At 69.5% G+C, this 18,661-nt stretch carries 18 protein-coding genes; 12 read left to right on the forward strand and 6 right to left on the reverse strand.

Features of this window, described 5'->3' with window-relative positions:
- Positions 1-143 precede the first annotated feature (143 nt).
- Positions 144-872, reverse strand: coding sequence for a hypothetical protein (locus RT309_RS07030; protein ID WP_313356158.1), 729 nt, complete (start codon positions 870-872; stop codon positions 144-146).
- 165 nt (positions 873-1,037) lie between these two features.
- On the opposite strand from RT309_RS07030, the gene RT309_RS07035 reads away from it, so the two are divergent.
- From RT309_RS07035 to RT309_RS07055, 5 genes are all read left to right on the forward strand, one after another.
- Positions 1,038-1,508, forward strand: a complete 471-nt coding sequence (locus tag RT309_RS07035) for an A24 family peptidase (RefSeq protein ID WP_313356159.1) — start codon at positions 1,038-1,040, stop codon at positions 1,506-1,508.
- Positions 1,509-1,551: 43 nt separating this feature from the next.
- Positions 1,552-1,767, forward strand: a complete 216-nt coding sequence (locus RT309_RS07040; protein ID WP_313356160.1) for a response regulator — start codon at positions 1,552-1,554, stop codon at positions 1,765-1,767.
- Between the two features lie 13 nt (positions 1,768-1,780).
- The gene (locus tag RT309_RS07045) at positions 1,781-2,398 is read left to right on the forward strand and encodes a CYTH domain-containing protein (RefSeq protein ID WP_313356161.1); all 618 of its coding nucleotides are present in this window, start codon (positions 1,781-1,783) and stop codon (positions 2,396-2,398) included.
- Between the two features lie 62 nt (positions 2,399-2,460).
- Positions 2,461-3,624, forward strand: coding sequence for a type III polyketide synthase (locus tag RT309_RS07050; protein WP_313356162.1), 1,164 nt, complete (start codon positions 2,461-2,463; stop codon positions 3,622-3,624).
- A complete protein-coding gene (locus RT309_RS07055) occupies positions 3,614-4,348 on the forward strand; it encodes a methyltransferase domain-containing protein (protein ID WP_313356163.1) in 735 nt (244 codons plus the stop codon). Before RT309_RS07050 ends, RT309_RS07055 begins: the two co-directional genes overlap by 11 nt.
- 28 nt (positions 4,349-4,376) lie before the next feature.
- Here RT309_RS07055 and lpdA read toward each other — a convergent pair whose 3' ends face one another.
- A complete protein-coding gene (gene lpdA / locus RT309_RS07060) occupies positions 4,377-5,774 on the reverse strand; it encodes a dihydrolipoyl dehydrogenase (RefSeq protein WP_313356164.1) in 1,398 nt (465 codons plus the stop codon).
- 132 nt (positions 5,775-5,906) lie between these two features.
- Between lpdA and RT309_RS07065 the strand changes: the two genes are divergently transcribed.
- The 3 genes from RT309_RS07065 (at position 5,907) to RT309_RS07075 (ending at position 7,724) form a co-directional block, all read left to right on the forward strand.
- Complete coding sequence (locus RT309_RS07065; protein WP_313356165.1) at positions 5,907-6,389, forward strand: FHA domain-containing protein; 483 nt, start codon at positions 5,907-5,909, stop codon at positions 6,387-6,389.
- A complete protein-coding gene (locus tag RT309_RS07070) occupies positions 6,389-7,078 on the forward strand; it encodes a MerR family transcriptional regulator (protein WP_313356166.1) in 690 nt (229 codons plus the stop codon). Before RT309_RS07065 ends, RT309_RS07070 begins: the two co-directional genes overlap by 1 nt.
- A gap of 100 nt (positions 7,079-7,178) precedes the next feature.
- Positions 7,179-7,724 carry a MerR family transcriptional regulator gene (locus RT309_RS07075; RefSeq protein WP_313356167.1) on the forward strand — a complete coding sequence of 182 codons (546 nt, stop codon included), beginning with the start codon at positions 7,179-7,181 and terminating at the stop codon, positions 7,722-7,724.
- A gap of 146 nt (positions 7,725-7,870) precedes the next feature.
- Here the strand turns inward: RT309_RS07075 and RT309_RS07080 are convergent, their stop codons facing one another.
- On the reverse strand, positions 7,871-8,683 hold the full coding sequence (locus tag RT309_RS07080) for a ParA family protein (protein WP_313356168.1): 813 nt from the start codon (positions 8,681-8,683) through the stop codon (positions 7,871-7,873).
- Between the two features lie 141 nt (positions 8,684-8,824).
- Between RT309_RS07080 and RT309_RS07085 the strand changes: the two genes are divergently transcribed.
- On the forward strand, positions 8,825-10,771 hold the full coding sequence (locus tag RT309_RS07085; protein ID WP_313356169.1) for a MinD/ParA family protein: 1,947 nt from the start codon (positions 8,825-8,827) through the stop codon (positions 10,769-10,771).
- Positions 10,771-11,262, forward strand: coding sequence for a peptide deformylase (gene def, locus RT309_RS07090; protein WP_313356170.1), 492 nt, complete (start codon positions 10,771-10,773; stop codon positions 11,260-11,262). Before RT309_RS07085 ends, def begins: the two co-directional genes overlap by 1 nt.
- Before the next feature lie 90 nt (positions 11,263-11,352).
- Here the strand turns inward: def and RT309_RS07095 are convergent, their stop codons facing one another.
- Positions 11,353-13,179: a long-chain fatty acid--CoA ligase gene (locus tag RT309_RS07095; RefSeq protein ID WP_313356171.1), complete on the reverse strand. Its 1,827-nt coding sequence runs from the start codon at positions 13,177-13,179 to the stop codon at positions 11,353-11,355.
- 114 nt (positions 13,180-13,293) lie between these two features.
- On the opposite strand from RT309_RS07095, the gene RT309_RS07100 reads away from it, so the two are divergent.
- Both RT309_RS07100 and RT309_RS07105 read left to right on the forward strand, forming a co-directional pair.
- Entirely contained in the window at positions 13,294-13,992 is a 699-nt protein-coding gene (locus RT309_RS07100) for a lysophospholipid acyltransferase family protein (protein WP_313356172.1), read from the forward strand.
- Positions 13,993-14,111: 119 nt separating this feature from the next.
- The gene (locus tag RT309_RS07105) at positions 14,112-15,449 is read left to right on the forward strand and encodes a class II 3-deoxy-7-phosphoheptulonate synthase (RefSeq protein ID WP_313356173.1); all 1,338 of its coding nucleotides are present in this window, start codon (positions 14,112-14,114) and stop codon (positions 15,447-15,449) included.
- Between the two features lie 75 nt (positions 15,450-15,524).
- On the opposite strand, the gene pknB is transcribed toward RT309_RS07105, so the two are convergent.
- Complete coding sequence (gene pknB / locus RT309_RS07110; RefSeq protein ID WP_313356174.1) at positions 15,525-17,474, reverse strand: Stk1 family PASTA domain-containing Ser/Thr kinase; 1,950 nt, start codon at positions 17,472-17,474, stop codon at positions 15,525-15,527.
- An 82-nt stretch (positions 17,475-17,556) separates the two neighbouring features.
- The coding region (locus RT309_RS07115) for a LysM peptidoglycan-binding domain-containing protein (protein WP_313356175.1) at positions 17,557-18,661 on the reverse strand (1,105 nt) is incomplete at its 5' end.

The raw sequence follows: 18,661 nt of genomic DNA on the forward strand, positions 1-18,661 counted from the left end.
GGTGCAGGCCGACACGACGCCGGCGCGCACGAGAGCGGTGGGCGGATACGGGGGTGCGGCGCCGAGCGCGGCCCGCAGCGGCCAGTCGGGGAACCACAGCACGTGCACGCGCATCACCTCGCTCGGCGAGGACGCGGCCGCGCTCATGACGCCACCGCCCAGCTCGGGTGGGTCGGCAGCGACTCACGCGGGTCGAGCACGGGCTCGGCGGCGACGTCGATGCGGCCGAGATCATCGGGCAGTCGCACCCGCAGGCTCTTCGGCACCGGCGTGGAGCGGGTCTGCGCGGTGACCGTGACCGTGCGATCCGAGAGCAGCCCCCATCCCTCGCCGAGCCCTTCCCAGTGCGGGTCGTGCAGCGTGATCAGTCCCTCGCCCTGCGGCCAGGGGGAGGTGGTGAGCAGCGTGCAGCCGCGGTCGCGCAGCCGTGCCGCGAGGCGTGCGGCATCGGCATCCTGCACGCGAGAGGCGGGGTTCATCGCGATCAGCGGCACCACCTCGGCCAGGGCCGAGACGACCGCGAGCCAGCGCTCACCCGGCTCGGGCACGAGGATCAGCCGCGACAGGTCGACGCCGAAGGCGGTCGCCGCCTCGAGGCCGAGCGTGGGCATGCCGACCGCCGCGCACCAGCCGCCGCGCTGCGAGAGCGCGCTCATCAGCGCGAAGATCAGGCTCGGCGAGGGCGAGATCGAGTACACGGTGCCGGTCAGCAGCCCGCCCTGGGGCAGCAGATCCCGCAGCGCGGGTGGCATCGGCAGATGCGCGTCGTCGCTGCGACGGCGCTGCATGCGACCGATCTCGCGGCGCAGGCGCAGAATGTCCCCCGCCCGTTCATCGGCGGGGGAGAGTGCCGCGGTCGTTCTGATCCCCATGCATCCATCCTCGAATAGATCTTCGAACACTTCAAGTCGTCATGCGAGACTAATTCGGACATCCGACATCGCCGTGCCGCGCCGTCTCGACGCCCTGACGCCCCGACGACCGGAGTTCTCCACAGGCGCCTCCGGCGCTCGACGCTTTTCGCCTAGCCTGCGAACGTGACACCACACTCCGTCGCCGTGCTGATCGTGCACCTCGCGCTCGCGGCGGTCGGCGCGCGGCTCATCGCGATCGATGCGCGCACGCACCGGCTGCCGAACCGCATCGTGCTGCCCACGCTGGGGGTCCTGATCCTGCTCGTGGTCGTCGAGGCGCTCGCGACGGGCGACGTGGGACGGCTGACACGATCCCTGCTCGGAGCCCTCGCGCTCGGCGCGTTCTTCGCCGTGCTGCGGCTCGCATCTCGACGGGGCATGGGCGGCGGGGATGTGAAGCTCGCGGCCGTGATCGGGCTGGTGCTCGCCTGGCACGGCTGGCAGATCCTCCTGCTCGGCGCCGCCGCGGCATTCCTGCTCGGCGCTCTGCACGCCCTGGTGCTGATGGTGCTTCGGCGGGCCACCCGGCACACGCGGATCGCATTCGGGCCGTGGATGATCTTCGGCGCGGCCCTGGCTATCGGGCTCGCCTGAGCGCCTCGGCCGCGCCGTCGGCGGGTGGGGATAGGGTGAGCACATGGCAATCGCACGACTTCACGGCGGCCCGCTCGACGGGCAGATCATCCCGCTCGATGACGCGGATCAGGATTCCCTGATCCTGCCCTACAGCGAGACCCAGCTCATCTACCGGCGCGAGGGCGACGCGTCGAACACCGGCGAGCACGACGGTCCGACCGAGACCGGCTTCTGGTTCGTCGAGTCGGGCGACGACATCAGCCCCGGCGACGACTGACCGCGCGGCGCACGTGCGTGCAGAACCGCAGCGCTCGTTCGAGATCGAGCGCAAGTACGACGCGGATGCCGACACGCGTCTTCCCGACTGGTCGGGGATCCCCGGGGTCGTCGCGGTGAGTGATGGCGAGCTGAGAGAACTCGACGCGCGCTACTTCGACACGGTGGACGCCGCGCTCGCACGCCACGGCGTCGCCCTGCGCCGGCGCACCGGCGGACCCGATGCCGGCTGGCACATCAAAGGACCCCGGCAGGGTGACGGCCGGCTCGAACTGGGCTGGCCGCTCGGTGAGACCGATCGGCTGCCCGACGCGGTCGCCGAGACCGTCGCTCAGTGGACGGATGCCGAGCTGCATCCGCTCGCGCGCATCGAGAACTCCCGCACCGCGTTCCACCTGATGGGCGCCGACGGCGTGATCGCCGAGTTCGTCGACGACCACGTGCGTGCGACGGACCTGCGCACCGGCACACGCCGCGAGTGGCGCGAGTGGGAGATGGAGCTCGGACCCGCCGCTCCCACCGACTCCGCTCAGCAGGAGGCCTTCTTCACCGCCGTCGAACGGGCGGTGTTCGCGGTCGGCGGTCGCGAGCCGTCGTCGGGGTCGAAACTCGCCAGAGCGCTCGGACACTGACCGGGGAGCGTCGACGACGCAACCCCTTTCATCCGCCGCGTCTGACGTGCTTGAGTCGCACCATGAACCATGCCGTGCAGCTGCGCTCCATCCAGACGCTGGTCCCCGAAGCGACGCTCGAACAGCACACGGCCCGTGACATGTTCGCCGCGCAGCCCGGCCTCTCCCGGCTCGCCCAGCGACTGATCGCCACCTCGTTCGACGGCGCCGGGGTGCAGACCCGGCACACGGTGCTCGACGAGCTCGACCCGACTGCGGTGAGCGACGCGCCGCAGTTCCTCGATCGCACCACCGGCGCACTGCTCGAGCCCGGTACGGCCGTGCGCAACGACATCTACGCCAGAGAGGCCGACCGGCTCTTCATCGAGGTCGCCCGGCGCAGCATCACCGCCGACCCCGACATCTCGGCATCCGACATCACGCACGTCGTCACCGTCTCGTGCACCGGCTTCCACGCCCCGGGCCCCGACTACGCCATCGTCCGCGCCCTGGGCCTCTCCGCCGCCGTGCAGCGCTACCACCTGGGATTCATGGGCTGCTACGCCGCGCTTCCGGCGCTGCGCGCCGCCGCCCAGTTCTGCCGAGCCGACCCCGACGCCGTCGTCCTGGTGGCGAGCGTCGAGCTGTGCACCCTGCATCTGCGCTCATCGGTCGACCCCGACGCGATCATCGCCTCGTCGCTGTTCGCCGACGGCGCGGGCGCCGCACTCGTCACCGCTCGCCGTCTGCCCACCGACGCGCCGGGGTTCCGCATCGACGCCTTCCACACCGCACTCATCCCCGACGGGGAGGAGGACATGGCGTGGACGATCGGCGACACGGGATTCGAGATGGTGCTCTCCACACGGGTGCCGCAGCTGATCGGCGCGCACATCGACGACGCGCTGGGGGCGCTGTGGCAGGGTGACGACGATATCGCCGACGGGCTCCGCCGGCGCCGGATCGGCGAGGTCGTCCGGCACTGGGCGATCCACCCCGGCGGGCGCAGCATCCTCGACCGCGTGCAGGAGAGTCTCGCGCTCGACGACGGGCAGCTGGCGCCGGCGCGAGAGGTCCTGCGCACCCGCGGCAACATGTCGAGCGCGACCGTGCTGTTCGTGCTGCAGCGCATCCTCGAGCACGAGTCGCCGCGGCCGGGCGAGCGCGTCGCCGCGATGGCGTTCGGACCCGGCCTCACCGCCGAGAGTGCGCTGCTCACCGTGGCGGGGCGCGACGATGAAGGCTGAGCGCGCTCGCGCGGTCGATCTGCGCCGACGCGCCGTCGATCTGCCCGAGCGGATGGATGCCGACGACGCCGACCCGGAGATGCTCGCGCGCACGTATGCGCTCTTCACGTACGTCAACGCGATCCTGTCGGGGCGACGGGGCCTGCACAACCGCGAGATCGACCCGCGCGCCCGGCACGGCAGCATCCGGGTGCTCGACATCGGCTGCGGGGGCGGTGACATCGCCCGGTACGTCGCCCGCCGGCTGCGCAGAGACGGCATCCGCGCCGAGGTGGTCGGCGCCGACATCGACCCGCGGGCGGTCCGGTGGGCGTCGGGTGCCGATGACGACGGCCTCGTGCGGTGGCGCTGCGCGTCGAGCTCGCAGCTCGTGGCGGAGGGAGAGCAGTTCGACGTCGTGCTCTCCAATCACGTGCTGCATCACCTCAGCGCGCCGCAGCTGACCGGCCTCCTCGACGACTCCGTGCGCCTCACCGCGCCCGGGGGGATCGCCGTGCACGGCGACATCGCCCGAAGCCGCACCGCGTACGCCGTCTTCGACGCGCTCACCCGGCTGATCGCGGGCACCCTGCTGAAGGGCTCGTTCATCCGCGAGGACGGGCTGCTCAGCATCCGCCGGTCGTACACCGCAGCCGAGCTGGCCGAGGTCGCGCCGCCGGAGTGGCGCGTGCAACGGCGTTTCCCGGCGCGCGTCCTGCTGGTGCACGCCGGGCACCTGTACTGATGGCCGCCGCCGGATGCAGAAGAAGGTGTCACATGTTGATCATGTGACCGGCGAGACCGTGGAAGGCCTCCTGCAGTGCCTCGGACAGCGTCGGGTGAGTGTGCACGTTGCGTGCGGCCTCGAGAGCGGTGAGGTCCCACTTCTGCGCGAGGGTCAGCTCGGGCAGCAGCTCGGACACGTCGGGGCCGATCAGGTGACCGCCGATGAGCTCCAGGTGCTCGGCGTCGGCGATCAGCTTGACGAAGCCGACGGGCTCGCCCAGACCGTTGGCCTTGCCGTTCGCGCTGAACGGGAACTTGGCGACCTTGATCTCACGGCCCTCGGCCTTGGCCTGCTCCTCGGTGAGGCCGAAGCTGGCGACCTGCGGCTGGCAGAACGTGGCACGGGGCATCATGCGGTAATCGCCCAGGGTCTGGGTCTCGGCCTTGCCGATGGTCTCAGCCGCCACGACGGCCTGCGCCTCCGCAACGTGGGCCAACTGCAGCTTCGCAGTGACGTCGCCGATCGCATAGATGCCCTCGACGTTGGTGCGCATGTGGTCGTCGATGTCGATCGCGCCGCGCTCGGTGAGCTTCACACCGGCCTTGTCGAGTCCGAAGCCCTCGATGTTCGGAGCGAAGCCGACCGACATGAGCACCTTGCCCGCGGTGATCTCGCCCGGCTGGCCGTCGCGGGTCTCGTAGGTGACCTGCACCGAGGAGCCGTTGTCGGTGACCGTCTTCACGGCGGTCGAAGTGAGGATGTCGACGCCGAGTTTCTTGTACTGCCTCTGGATCTCCTTCGAGACCTCGGGGTCCTCGTTGGGGAGAGCGCGGTCGAGGAACTCGATGATGGTGACCTTCACGCCGTAGTTCGTCATGACGTAGCCGAACTCCATGCCGATGGCGCCGGCGCCGACGATGACGATCGACTCGGGGAGATCGCGCGAGAGGATCTGCTCCTCGTAGGTCACGACGTTGTCGCTGAGCTGCACGCCGGGCAGCAGCCGGACGGTCGACCCGGTCGCGATGATCGCGTTGTCGAAGGTGAGCTCCTCGGACGAGCCGTCGCTCTTCGCGACGGTGATCGCCTTCGGGCCGGTGAAGGTGCCGCGACCCTCGTACTCGGTCACCTTGTTCTTCTTCATCAGGAAGTGGATGCCCTTGACGTGCGTCTCCGCCACCTTGCGGCTGCGGTCGAACGCCGCACCGAAGTCGAAGCTCACGTCGCCCGAGATTCCGAAGAAGTCGGCCTTGTGCGTGAACGTGTGAGCGACCTCTGCGTTCTTGAGCAGCGACTTCGAGGGGATGCATCCGACGTTCAGACACACACCGCCCCAGTACTTCTCCTCGATGATCGCGGTGGACAGGCCGAGCTGGGAGCTGCGGACGGCGGCGACGTATCCGCCAGGGCCCGCGCCGAGGATGACGACATCGTAATGTGGCATGCCCACAGCCTAATCCCTGCCCGATGGGGGGAGCGGGCGCGGGACCCGACAGAAAGTGGCGGGCGGGCCTGTATCGAGCCTCCTCCCCGGCCCGCGCATCAGATAGTCTGGAAGGCCGGAGGAGGGAGAACCGTGACAGACGACAGCATCGGCGCCGGAGGCGCGATCCACCGCAGCGGCGGCGAGAAGCGCCACGACGTGACACAGACGTTCGGACACGACTCCGATCTCTCCTTCGTGCCCTTCGGAGCCGACCTCACCGAGCCCGAGGCGGCCGCGATCTCCGCGTTGCCATCCGGCTCCGCGCTGCTGCTCGTGCGTGCGGGTGCACTGGCGGGTGCGCGCTACCTGCTCGACGCCGACGTCACGACCGTGGGCCGGCATCCCGAAGCGGACATCTTCTTCGACGACGTCACCGTCTCGCGTCGTCACGCCGAGATCACCCGCTCCGGTACGGCGTTCGAGATCGTCGATCAGCGCTCGCTGAACGGCACCTACGTGAACGGAGAGCGGGTCGACCGCAGTGAGCTGGCCAACGGCTACGAGCTGCGCATCGGCAAGTTCCGGATGAACTTCTTCGCGTCGCCGATCGATCTCGCGACGGCGACTGCCTGATGGCGGCGGCTGGCGCCGCCAGGGACCGCTCCGCATCCGCGGGTCTTCTGAGCATCGGTCAGGTCCTTGCTCGGCTCACCCCCGAGTTCCCGCAGCTCACCTCGAGCAAGCTTCGCTTCCTCGAAGTGCAGGGCATCGTCACCCCGTCACGTACGGAGTCCGGCTACCGCAAGTTCTCCGGTTCCGATGTCGAGCGTCTGCGCGCCGGGCTGACCCTGCAGCGGGATCACTACCTGCCGCTCAGCGTGATCCGCGAGCAGCTCGACGAAGCCGAGGCGAAGGGCGAAGGATGGGGCAGCATCGCTCCTCCGTCGATCTCGCCGCCGGCGCGGCGTCGTCGGCGCGATGAGCTGCTGCTGCACACCGGTGCGACACCGCAGCTGCTCAACGACGCGATCAGCGCCGGATTGATCGCAGCGGCGGAGCACTACACCGATCAGTCCGCGTCGATGCTGTCCGGCCTGGTGACGCTCGCGCGGCACGGCATCGAGCCGCGGCACCTGCGCACCTTGCGGCAGAACGCGGAGCGCGAGGCCGCGCTGATCGAATCGGCTCTGTCGACACTGCTCCGCCGCACCGACTCCGCATCGCGGGGAAGAGCAGCGGAACTCGCCCCTGAACTCGCCGCGCACATCGACGAGGTGCGGCGCCAGCTCGTGGCCCAATCGCTCGAGCGCGTGCTTTCGTAACGAACGGATTGCGACACACCTTCCCCGCGGGTCGGATGTCATTGCCGGGGCAGGGGTCCTGCTCTACCGTGGGGAATAGGCCGTTCAGGAGGGACAGAGTATGAGTGCGGATGGGCTTTCAGGCGACCCGCGGTTCGTGACCGAACTCCTGTTCACCGACGGTCTGCCGGCGATGGACGATGAAGTCGGATACCGCGGTGCGGTCGCCGCTCGCGCTGCCGGCATCACGTACCGTCAGCTCGACTACTGGGCGCGCACCGAGCTGGTCGTCCCGACCGTGCGCGGCGCGTCCGGCTCCGGTTCGCAGCGCCTGTACGGGTTCCGCGACATCCTCGTCCTCAAGCTCGTCAAGCGACTGCTCGACACCGGCATCTCGTTGCAGCAGATCCGCACCGCGGTCGAGCAGCTCCGCGCCGCGGGCATCCGGGATCTCGCCGGGACCACGCTGATGAGCGACGGCGCGTCGGTCTACCTGTGCACGTCGAACGACGAGGTCATCGACCTCGTCAGCCGCGGACAGGGTGTGTTCGGCATCGCCGTCGGCAAGGTCCTGCGCGAGGTGGAGTCGACGCTCGTCGAGTTCGACCCCACGGTGCCCGACCCCGTCGACGAGCTCGCCGCACGCCGCTCCAAGCGCACTGCCTGATCCTTCACTTCGACTCGCTGCGCTCGCTCAGTACAAGCGACAGGCTCAGGGACCCGGCTTCGACAGGCTCACCAACCCGTGGGCACCGTCGGCTGCAGACGAAGAAAGCCGCCCCGAGGGGCGGCTTCTCTGCTCGGACGCGGGTCTCAGTCCGTCGTGCCACCTTCGGGCACAGGCACCCGACCGGTGCGGATGATGCGATCGAGCAGCGCGTCGAAGTCGGCGGCGAGCTCCTGCGCGGAGTCTCCCGGCCAGATGTGAAGTGGCTTCGCTGCTCCCTGTGCCTGCTGCAGCGACGTGCGCTCGGGCAGCTGCGGGGACAGCACGAGGGGACCGAACATGTCTCGCAGCTCTTTGATGCGGAACTGGTGCTCGATCGACTGGGGGCGCACGCGGTTCACGACGATCCCCAGCGGCTGAAGGCGGGGAGAGAGACCGCGACGGATCTCCTCGATGGCGCGCAGCGCGCGGTCGGCGGCGGCGACCGAGAAGAGCCCGGGTTCGGTGACGACCATCACGCGGTCGCTGGCGGCCCAGGCGGTGCGGGTGAGGGCGTTCAGCGACGGGGCGCAATCGATCAGCACGAGGTCGTACTCGCTCTCGACGGTCGCCAGCGCCTCCTCCAGCTTCCAGACGTCGCGGACGCTCGGGTGCGGGCCGTCGAAGTTGATGGCCGAGGGGCTGCCGATGAGCACATCGATCGTGCCGGGGTGCACCTTCGCCCACCCGCTGGTGGTGATCGCCTGGCGCACCACCTTCTCCTTGGGATTGCCCAGGACGTCGGCGATGTTCAGCCGTCCGGCGATCTGGAGGTCCATGCCGGTGGACACGTCGGACTGCGGATCGAGGTCGACGACCAGGGTTCGGATGCCGCGGGCGAAGGCGGCGGAAGCGAGACCGAGAGTCACGGTCGTCTTGCCGACGCCTCCCTTGAGGGAGCTGACGCTGAGTACGTGCACGTCCTACACGTTACCGTGCGCTCCCTCGGGCGGCGCTCAGCGTCGCGCGGTGCGTTTGCGCCGGGCCGTCCTTTTGCTCGTGATCAGGCGGGAGCACTAACCTTGTCGGGCGCCTACAAGGGCGCGAGCTGGGAGTGAACCGTGAACCCGAAGAAGAGCGTCGATCCCGAGGATGACGATTCGAGGGGCGTCCTCGACGAGACCCCGTCATCGGACACGACGGGTATCGGCCTGGTCGGCAGCACCGCGCACGTCGAGGTCATCCTCCCGAGCGGCGGGTATGACGACGAAGCCGATGACGAGGCCGTCGATGACGAGATCGTCGACGGCGAGGTCGCCGCGGTGATCACCGACCTCATCATCGACACGTCAGCTGTCGCCGACGCCGAGGTGCTCGCGCGGATCCAGCAGGAAGCGCCCGACGTGGTCATCGAGCTGCCGGCCGAGGACCTTCCGAGCAGCCGCCCGGAGGCATCGAACGGCGCGGACGGGAGCGGCCGGCCGGCACCGGACGAGCTGCACGACGAGCCCGCGGTCGTCGCGGAGATCATCGACGAGGTCGGCCACGCCGACGAGGCCGACCCCGAACTCACCGCATCCGACGACGAGGCCGTCGACGAGCACACCGCTGAGACGGCGGTGGAGACCGGATCGGATGCCGGGTCCGGGGGAGCATCCGATGCTGTCGATTCGCACGTGACCCTCATCGAGATCGATGATGACGATGACGACGACGATGACGACGACGATGACGACGATGACGACGATGATGACGACGATGACGACGATGATGACGACGACGACGATGACGACGACGACGACGACGACGATGACGACGACGTTGATGATGACCTCGACGGCGTAGAGACCGACCACGTCCACGACACCGACGACGATGACGCCGCCGACGACGACGGGCTCGTCGACGACGTCGACGAACAGGGAGGTCGGGATCACGTCGACCGCACTCAGGTCCCAGAGCACACAACCATGATGCTCGACCTGCCACGACCTTCCGAACCCGCAGAGGAGACCGATCCTGTGGCATCCCACGACCCTGCCCGCGAGTCCCGGCCGTCAGTCCCGCAGCCTGCCGAGATCGCCCTGACCTCGAAGCGACTCGACGACCTCGGATCCGCCGCGACCAGCGAGAGCGCCGACCTGCTGACCGCAGACCGGCTGCTGGACCCTGCCCGCATGACCAAGCCCGAGCCCGAGGGCACGTGGAGCCATCTGATCTACTCGATCACGGGCGGCCGCATCAACGTCGGCGACGGCCGCAAGGCGCGCGAGCGCAAGCAGCTCAGCGCGCGCATCGCCGCCCCGCTCGCCGGCACAGCGCGATTCGTGCCGGTGCTCTCTCGCAAGGGCGGCGTGGGCAAGACCACGGTCACCGCACTGCTGGGCATGGCCCTCGCAGACGCGCGCGACGACCGTGTCATCGCCGTCGACGCCAATCCCGATCGCGGCACTCTTGCCGAGCGGGTGGTCGGATCGCACACCCGGTCGGTGCGCGACCTCGTGCGCGCACAGCACGACATCCGCGGGTACCACGACGTCTCGGCATTCGTGGCCCGCGACGAGACCCGTCTCGACGTGCTCGCATCCGACGCCGATCCGCGCGTGTCCGAGGCGTTCGGCGACGGCGACTACCGCGACGTGGCGACGGTCGCCGCGCAGTACTACTCGCTGGTGCTCACCGACTCCGGCACGGGCATCGTGCACTCCGTGATGGGTGCCACCCTCGATCTCGCCGACCAGCTCATCATCGTGTCGGGGCTGAGCGTGGACGAGGCGCGACTGGCATCCGAGACGATCACCTGGCTCGAGTCGAACGGACACTCCGCGCTCGCCCGCGAGGCGATCGTCGTGCTGAACCAGTCGAACCCCGGCGCGCCGCTGGTGCGTCTGAGCGAGCTCGAGGCGCACTTCTCGACCCGCGCGAAGCACGTGCTCCGCATCCCGTACGACCCGCAGATCGCCGGGGGAGGCGCGATCGACTTCGGCAGTCTGCAGCCGGCCACCCGGCGGGCTGCCCGCGAGATCGCCGCGGCCCTCGTCGAGGGCCTGCGGGCGAAGGCCGCCTGATGACGGTCCGCGAGATCCGCCTCTACGGCGACCCCGTGCTGCGCACCGTATGCGAACCGATCGGCGAGATCGACGACGGGGTGCGCGCACTCATCGCCGATCTGATCGACACGGTCGGACTGCCCGGTCGCGCCGGAGTGGCCGCCAACCAGATCGGCTTCGCCCTGCGCGCCTTCAGCTACAACATCGACGGTGAGATCGGGTACATCATCAACCCCGTGCTCACCGAGGTGCGCGGCGAGGCTGCGCCGACGGGGGAGGGATGCCTGTCGGTGCCCGGTCTGTGGCACGACACCCCGCGGCACCCGTGGGCGCGGGTCGAGGGCATCGACCTCGACGGCGCCCCGGTCGTGCTCGAAGGCGATGGTCTGCTCGCGCAGGCACTGCAGCACGAGACCGACCACCTCGACGGGCGCGTCTACCTGAGCCGTCTGGAGGGCGAGACCCGCAAGCTGGCCATGCGACAGGTCCGCGAGAGCGACTGGTTCTGATCCGGGGCGCCCTCGGGGCGCCCGGGGAGGCCGAGACGTCGTCCTGGTACGACGAAGGGCCCGCGCGGTGCGCGGGCCCTTCGCGTTCGCTCAGCCGAGCGGCGTGGTGGTCGTCTGCACCGGAACGTCGTAGATCTCGGTGACCGCGTCGGCGAAGTCATCGAGGATGACGTTGCGCTTGATCGACATCTTCGGGGTCAGGTGGCCGCTCGCCTCGGTCCACTCCACCGGGAGGATCGTGAACTTGCGGATCGACTCGGCGCGGGAGACCATCTTGTTCGCGCGGTCGACCGCGCGCTGCACCTCCTCGCGCACCGCCGCATTGCGGCTCGCCTCGCTCAGCGACATGTCGGCGGGAAGCCCGTTGTTCGCCAGCCACGTCGGCAGCATCTCGCTGTCGAGCGTGACCAGGGCCGAGATGAACGGCTTCTGATCGCCGAGGACGACGACCTGGCTGACGATCGGGTTGGAGCGGATCGGGTCCTCGAGCAGCGCCGGGGCGACGTTCTTGCCGCCCGCTGTGACGATGATCTCCTTCTTGCGGCCGGTGATCGTGAGGAAGCCCTCGGAGTCGAAGCTGCCGATGTCGCCGGTGCGGAACCAGCCGTCGTCGAAGGCTGCCTCCGTGGCCTCGGGGTTGTTCCAGTACTCCTTGAAGACGTTGACACCCCTGACCTCGATCTCGCCGTCGTCGGCCAGGCGCACGCCCACACCGGGAAGGGCGGGGCCGACCGTGCCGATCTTCGACTTGTGCGCCAGGTTGACCGTCGCCGGAGCTGTCGTCTCGGTCAGGCCGTAGCCCTCCAGGATCACGACACCGAGGCTGTGGAAGAAGTGACCGAGGCGGGCGCCGAGAGGCGCGGAGCCGGACACGGCGTACGAGACGTTGCCGCCCATGGCCTCGCGCAGCTTGCCGTAGACGAGCTTGTTGAACAGCGCGAACTTCATCCGCAGGCCGAACGGGATCGGCTTGCCCTCCTCGCGAAGGGTGGAGTGCTCGATGGCCGCTGCGGCCGCGGCGCGGAAGATCTTGCCCTTGCCCCCGGCCTCTGCCTTCTGCTCGGCGGAGTTGTACACCTTCTCGAACACGCGGGGCACCGCGAGCAGGAAGGTCGGCTTGAACGAGCCGAGCGCGGGGAGCAGCTGCTTCGTATCGGGCTGGTGTCCGGTGCGCACACCCGAGTGCACGGCCAGGATCGAGATGAACCGGGCGAACACGTGCGCAGTCGTGATGAACAGCAGGGTCGAGGCACCCGGTGCCGAGACCACCTCGTCGAGGGCCTTAGCGGAGTTGCGTGACAGCTCGACGAAGTTGCTGTGCGTCAGCACGCAGCCCTTCGGGCGTCCGGTCGAGCCCGAGGTGTAGATCAGCGTGGCGATGTCGGAGCCCACGGCGATGCCGCGGCGGCGCTCGATCTCGGCGTCATCGACCTCGGCCCCGCGCGCGGTGAGGGTGTCGATCGCTCCGAGGTGCAGCTGCCAGATCTCGCGCACGAGCGGCAGGTCGCCGCGCACCTCGTCGGCGCGGGTGAAGTGCTCGGCGGACTCGACGATCAGCGCGGTCGCTCCGGAGTCCTCCATGATCCACTGGATCTGGGCGGGCGAGCTCGTCTCGTAGATCGGCACCATCACAGCGCCGGCGTAGAACAGCGCGAAGTCGATGAGAGTCCAGTCGTAGGTCGTCTTGGCGATGAAGCCGACCTTCTCACCGGGCTGGATGCCGGCGGCGACGAACCCCTTGGCGAGGGCGATGACCGCGGTCTCGAAGTCCTTCGCGGAGATGTCGCGCCATCCTTCGCCCTCGGGCACGCTGAACAGTGCGAGGTCGGGGGTCTTCCTGACCCTCTCGGCGAGCAGATCGCTGACGTTCCCCTCCGGGTCGGCAGGGACGATTGCGGGGACTTCGAACTGGGCCACGGCAGCTCCTTCGGCACCGATCGGACGGGTGTCCTAGAAGTCTATGGCATGAGACCCAGTCGCAACTCGCAAGAAACTCGGTCGCGATGTCGCCGCGGCGCTAGACTTCCCACGATGTTCTACTGGCTGATGAAGTACATCGCGATCGGTCCGCTGGTCAAAGCGATCTTCCGACCCTGGATCGTGGGGCGCGACAACGTCCCCACCAGCGGTGCGGCCATTCTGGCGAGCAATCATCTGTCGTTCGCCGACTCGATCTTCCTTCCGCTGCTCATCGACCGGCCCATGTCGTTCCTGGCCAAGAGCGACTACTTCACCGGCCGGGGGCCGAAGGGCTGGGCGACCAGGATCTTCATGAAGGGCACCGGCCAGATTCCCATCGACCGCTCCGGCGGGAAGGCATCCGAGGCGTCTCTGAACACCGGCCTGCAGATCCTCGGGCGCGGCGACCTGCTCGGGATCTATCCCGAGGGCACGCGCAGCCCCGACGGGCGGCTGTACCGCGGGCGTACGGGGATTGCGCGCATGGCGCTCGAGGCGAAGGTCCCGGTCATCCCGGTGGTCATGGTCGACACCGACACGGCTATGCCGATCGGTCGGCGCATCCCGAACATCATGCGCGTCGGCATCGTGATCGGCGAGCCGCTGGACTTCTCGCGCTACGAGGGCATGGAGAACGACCGGTACATCCTCCGAGCCGTCACCGACGAGATCATGATCGCGCTGCAGCGCCTCGGAGCGCAGCGCTACGACGACGTGTACGCCTCCACCGTGAAGGACCGTCTGCCGGCCGGGGCGCCCGGACGCCCCTGACCCACCCGGCAGACCCGAGCCCTTCCGCGGCCCCCCTGACCCGCCCGTCAGACCAACCCGTCGCCGGGCCCTCGTCACAGGGCCGATCGGCCCTGTCAGCGGACACTAAGCTTGGGCACATGCTTCCCTCGCACCCTGAACTCGACGCGTGGCGATCCCTTCCCATCAAGCAGCAGCCGCAGTGGCCCGACGCCGAGCGCGTCGACGAGGTGTCCACGCAGCTGGCTGCGCTTCCGCCGCTCGTGTTCGCGGGTGAGGTCGACAACCTCCGCTCACGGCTCGCCCGCGCGGCATCCGGGAATGCCTTCCTGCTGCAGGGCGGTGACTGCGCCGAGACCTTCGCCGGCGCCACGGCCGACCAGATCCGCAACCGGATCAAGACGGTGCTGCAGATGGCGGTCGTGCTCACGTACGGCGCGTCGATGCCGGTGGTGAAGATGGGCCGCATGGCAGGTCAGTTCGCCAAACCGCGCTCGAGCGACAGCGAGACCCGCGGCGACGTCACACTGCCGGCCTACCGCGGCGACATCGTCAACGGCTTCGACTTCACCGAGAAGTCGCGCACAGCCGACCCGGGGCGCCTGCTGCAGGGCTACCACATGGCCGCCTCGACCCTGAACCTCATCCGCGCCTTCACGCAGGGCGGTTTCGCCGACCTGCGCGAGGTGCACTCGTGGAACAAGGGCTTCGCGCAGAACCCCGCCAACCAGCGCTACGAGCGCATGGCGGCTGAGATCGATCGCGCCATCAAGTTCATGGAGGCGGCCGGCGCCGACTTCGAAGAGCTCAAGCGCGTCGAGTTCTTCACGGGCCACGAGGGTCTGCTGATGGACTACGAGAGCCCGATGACCCGCATCGACTCGCGCACGGGAACCCCGTACAACACCTCGGCGCACTTCCTCTGGGTCGGGGAGCGCACGCGCGAGCTCGACGGCGCGCACGTCGACTACTTCTCCCGCATCCGCAACCCCATCGGCGTCAAACTCGGTCCGACCACGACCCCCGAGACCGCGCTCGCGCTGATCGACAAGCTCGACCCGAACCGCGAGCCGGGGCGGCTCACCTTCATCACGCGGATGGGGTCGGGGAAGATCCGGGATGCCCTTCCGCCGCTGCTCGAGGCGGTCAAGGACTCCGGCGCCACGCCGCTCTGGGTCACCGACCCCATGCACGGCAACGGCATCACCACGCCGAGCGGCTACAAGACGCGGCGCTTCGACGACGTCGTCGACGAGGTCCGCGGATTCTTCGAGGCGCACCGAGCGGCGGGCACGTTCCCCGGCGGCATCCACGTCGAGCTCACCGGTGACGACGTCACCGAGTGCCTCGGCGGCTCGGAGCAGATCGACGAGGCCGGCCTCGCGACCCGCTACGAGAGCCTGTGCGACCCCCGTCTGAACCACATGCAGAGCCTCGAGCTCGCGTTCCTCGTCGCGGAGGAGCTCGAGAAGCGCTGAGCCCTCGCCCGTGCAGACGAGAGCGGCCGCCCGGAACACCGGGCGGCCGCTCTTCTCATGTCGGCGGATGCCGAATCAGCAGAAGAAGCCCGGGGTGAGGGTCACCGTCGTGCCTCGGGCGGCGCTGCCGGTCGGGTCGTAGCTGCACACCTTGTAGACGTCCCAGTACTTGCCGCCGAGCGGCAGCCCGATGTCCTCGATGGTGGGATTCACCTTGAATCCGGCGCCCTTGAGCGCATCGACCGCCTGCCGGACGGTCTTGCCCTTGACGTCGGGGATGGGCAGCGGCTGCGGACCCTTCGACACGGTCAGCGTCACCGTGTCGCCCGGGCGCCACGGCCCGCCCTCCGGACGCTCGGCGCTCTGCGCGATGACGGACCCCTTGGCGACCGACTCGCTCCAGTCCTCCGGTCGCTCGTCCGCGACCTTCAGACGGGCTTCCTCGAGCAGGCGCACCGCCTCGTCGACCGGTCGCCCGGTGACGTCGGGCACGGGGCCGAGCGAGAGCTGGATGAGCGCCGTGTCGTCTTCGAACACCTCGCAGCCGTCGGCGCAGCCGTACGCCTCCCCATCGTCGCGCGGGGTGACGCGCACGTTCAGGACGAGACCCGTGTCGAGCTCGTCGAAGTACTCCTCGACATCGTCCGAGACGTTGACGCGGTTCTCGGCGAGGATGCTGCGCACCTCGTCGGCGCTCTTGCCGCGCAGCACCGGCAGCTCGTGCTTCGCGGGGCCGGTGGACACGACGAGCGTCACCGTGCTGTCCTTCTCGACCCGCTCGCCCTCGCCTGGTGCCGATTCGATGATCATTCCGGGGTCGACGTCGATAGATGACTGCTCAGCCCTCTCAGGGATCAGGCCCTCCGACGTGACCGAGGCGGCGGCATCCTCATAAGTCATGCCCGCGACCGCCGGGACGGGGATGAGCGAGCCCGGGCCCGACCCGAACCACCAGCCGATGCCGCCGGCGAGCACCGCGAGAAGCAGCACCACCGTGAGCAGCGCCGCCCCGGTGGAACGTCGACGCGCCGTCCGGCGACGCAACCGGGTGGCGTTGTCGACCGACTCACCGGCTTCCTCGGCAGGGCTCGGCAGCAGGGCGGTGGCGGGCAGGATCTTCGTGACCGACCCGGAATCGTACTCGCGCGCGGGCGCGTCGGTCGCGGTGGGCGCGGGCGAGACGCCGATCTCGCGCTCGATCTCCCGCAGGCGCGTGAGCATCGCCTTCGCGTCGAGAGGGCGATCGTCGGGCGACTTCTCGGTGGCCCAGAGCACGAGCTCGTCGAGGGGTTCGGGAACCGAGGGGTTGCGTGCGCTCGGTCGCGGCACCTGCTCGGTGGCGTGCTGGAAGGCGATCTGCATCGGCTGCTCGCCCTTGTACGGCTGCTCGCCGACGAGCATCTCGTACAGCATGATGCCGAGGGCGTAGATGTCGCTGCGGGCGTCGGCCGTACCGCGGGTGACGAGTTCCGGCGCGAGATAGGCGATCGTGCCGAGCAGCTGGGCGCCGGTGGCCGTGTTCGCGGTCGTCGCCCTGGCGAGGCCGAAGTCGCCGATCTTGATCCGGCCGTCCTCGGCCAGCAGAACGTTCTCGGGCTTCACGTCGCGGTGCACGATCCCGGCGGCGTGCGCGGCCGCGAGACCCGAGAGGATCGCGTCCATGATCGTGATCGTCTGCGTGATGGTGAGCCGCTTCTGCTCGCGCATCAGCTCGCGCAGGGTGATACCGGGAAGGTACTCCATCACCAGGTACGCGAGTTCGCCGTCCTGCCCCTGGTCGAACACGTTCACCACGTGCGGATCGGCGAGCCGGGCCGCGGCTCTGGCCTCCTGGATGAAACGGCTCTGGAACGCCGAGTCGTCGCTGAGATGCGCATGCATCACCTTGAGGGCGATCCGCCGCTCGAGGCGCATGTCGGTGGCGACGTAGACGGTGGCCATGCCGCCGCGAGCGATCCGCGCGCGAACACGATACCTGCCGTCGACAAGCCGCCCGATGAGCGGGTCGGCCTGCGGAGTGTTCACAGGTCGAGTCTATGAAGAACAGGCTGGGTGAACGGGCAACGGCGCACCGCGGGCGGGTTTCGATCCGGTGACGATGGGCGCGTCATCGCAGTGCGGCGAGCCACTGGTGCGCCTGGAGCTCCCACGTTCCGTAGCGATCGGGGTAGGCCGACACCTGCACGGCCTGCGCGGCGGCGGTGAACGGCATGTCCTGCCACCCGGTGATGTCGAGCAGCCCTCGGGTCGTCGCGCCGTTCGGATCGGCGGGGCCGCCGTAGAACACCCGGATGCTGCGGTCGGCATCCATCGCCTGCTCCGGCGCGCCCCAGCCCTGGCTCGGACGCTGCTGGAACAGGCCGAGCGAGTCGCGGTCGCCGTGGTCGAGGTTGCGCATCGACGACTCGACCATCGCAGTGGCGAGCGCGATGGCGATGCCGCGATCCGGCACGCCGAGCTCACGTCCGATCCGCACGATGTGCGCCGCATGAGCGGTCTGCTCGGCATCCAGCGCTGCCGAGCGCTGCCCGGTCGTCGCCGCCGATGCGGGGGCCGGGACTGTCAGCCGAAGAGCCTGGCCCGGGTAGATGATGCTGCCCTCGCCGAGTCCGTTCGCCTGCAGCAGCCCGGCCACGCTCGTGCCGTACTTCCGGGCGATCCCGAAGAGCGTGTCTCCCGCGGTGACGGTGTGCGAGTCCGGCGCTGCGGCGGCAGGAGGGGCGGTGGGTGCGGCTGCCGAGACGGGCGCGGCCGCCGGTGCCGCGACGGCCGCGATGCGCAGCGTCTGACCGGGCGTGATCATCGCGGAGCCGCCGAGGCCGTTGAGCGACATGATCGCCGAGACCGTGGTGCCGTACCTCTTCGCGATGGCGAACACGGTGTCTCCACGCACGACCGTGTGCGCGGCCGTCTGTGCGGGAGCGGCGGGAGGCACGGGAGCCGGCACCGCGGCCGGCGGTGCGGATGCGGGGGAGACGCGCAGTGTCTGGCCGGGGAAGATCACCGATCGCCAGCCCAGGCCGTTCCATGCGAGCAGGTCGGCGGCGGTGACGCCGTGGCCCGCGGCGATCGACCAGACGGTGTCGCCCGGTCGGATCGTGTAGTCGGAGGGCGGTGCGACGGCCGGTCGAACCGCGGTGTGCGCACCGCCGCCCACGACTGAGAGGGCGCGCATGCCCGGCGCGTGGCTCGCCGCCGCGGTCGCGCGGACC

Source organism: Microbacterium sp. (assembly GCF_032084865.1).
Classification (GTDB): Bacteria; Actinomycetota; Actinomycetes; order Actinomycetales; family Microbacteriaceae; genus Microbacterium.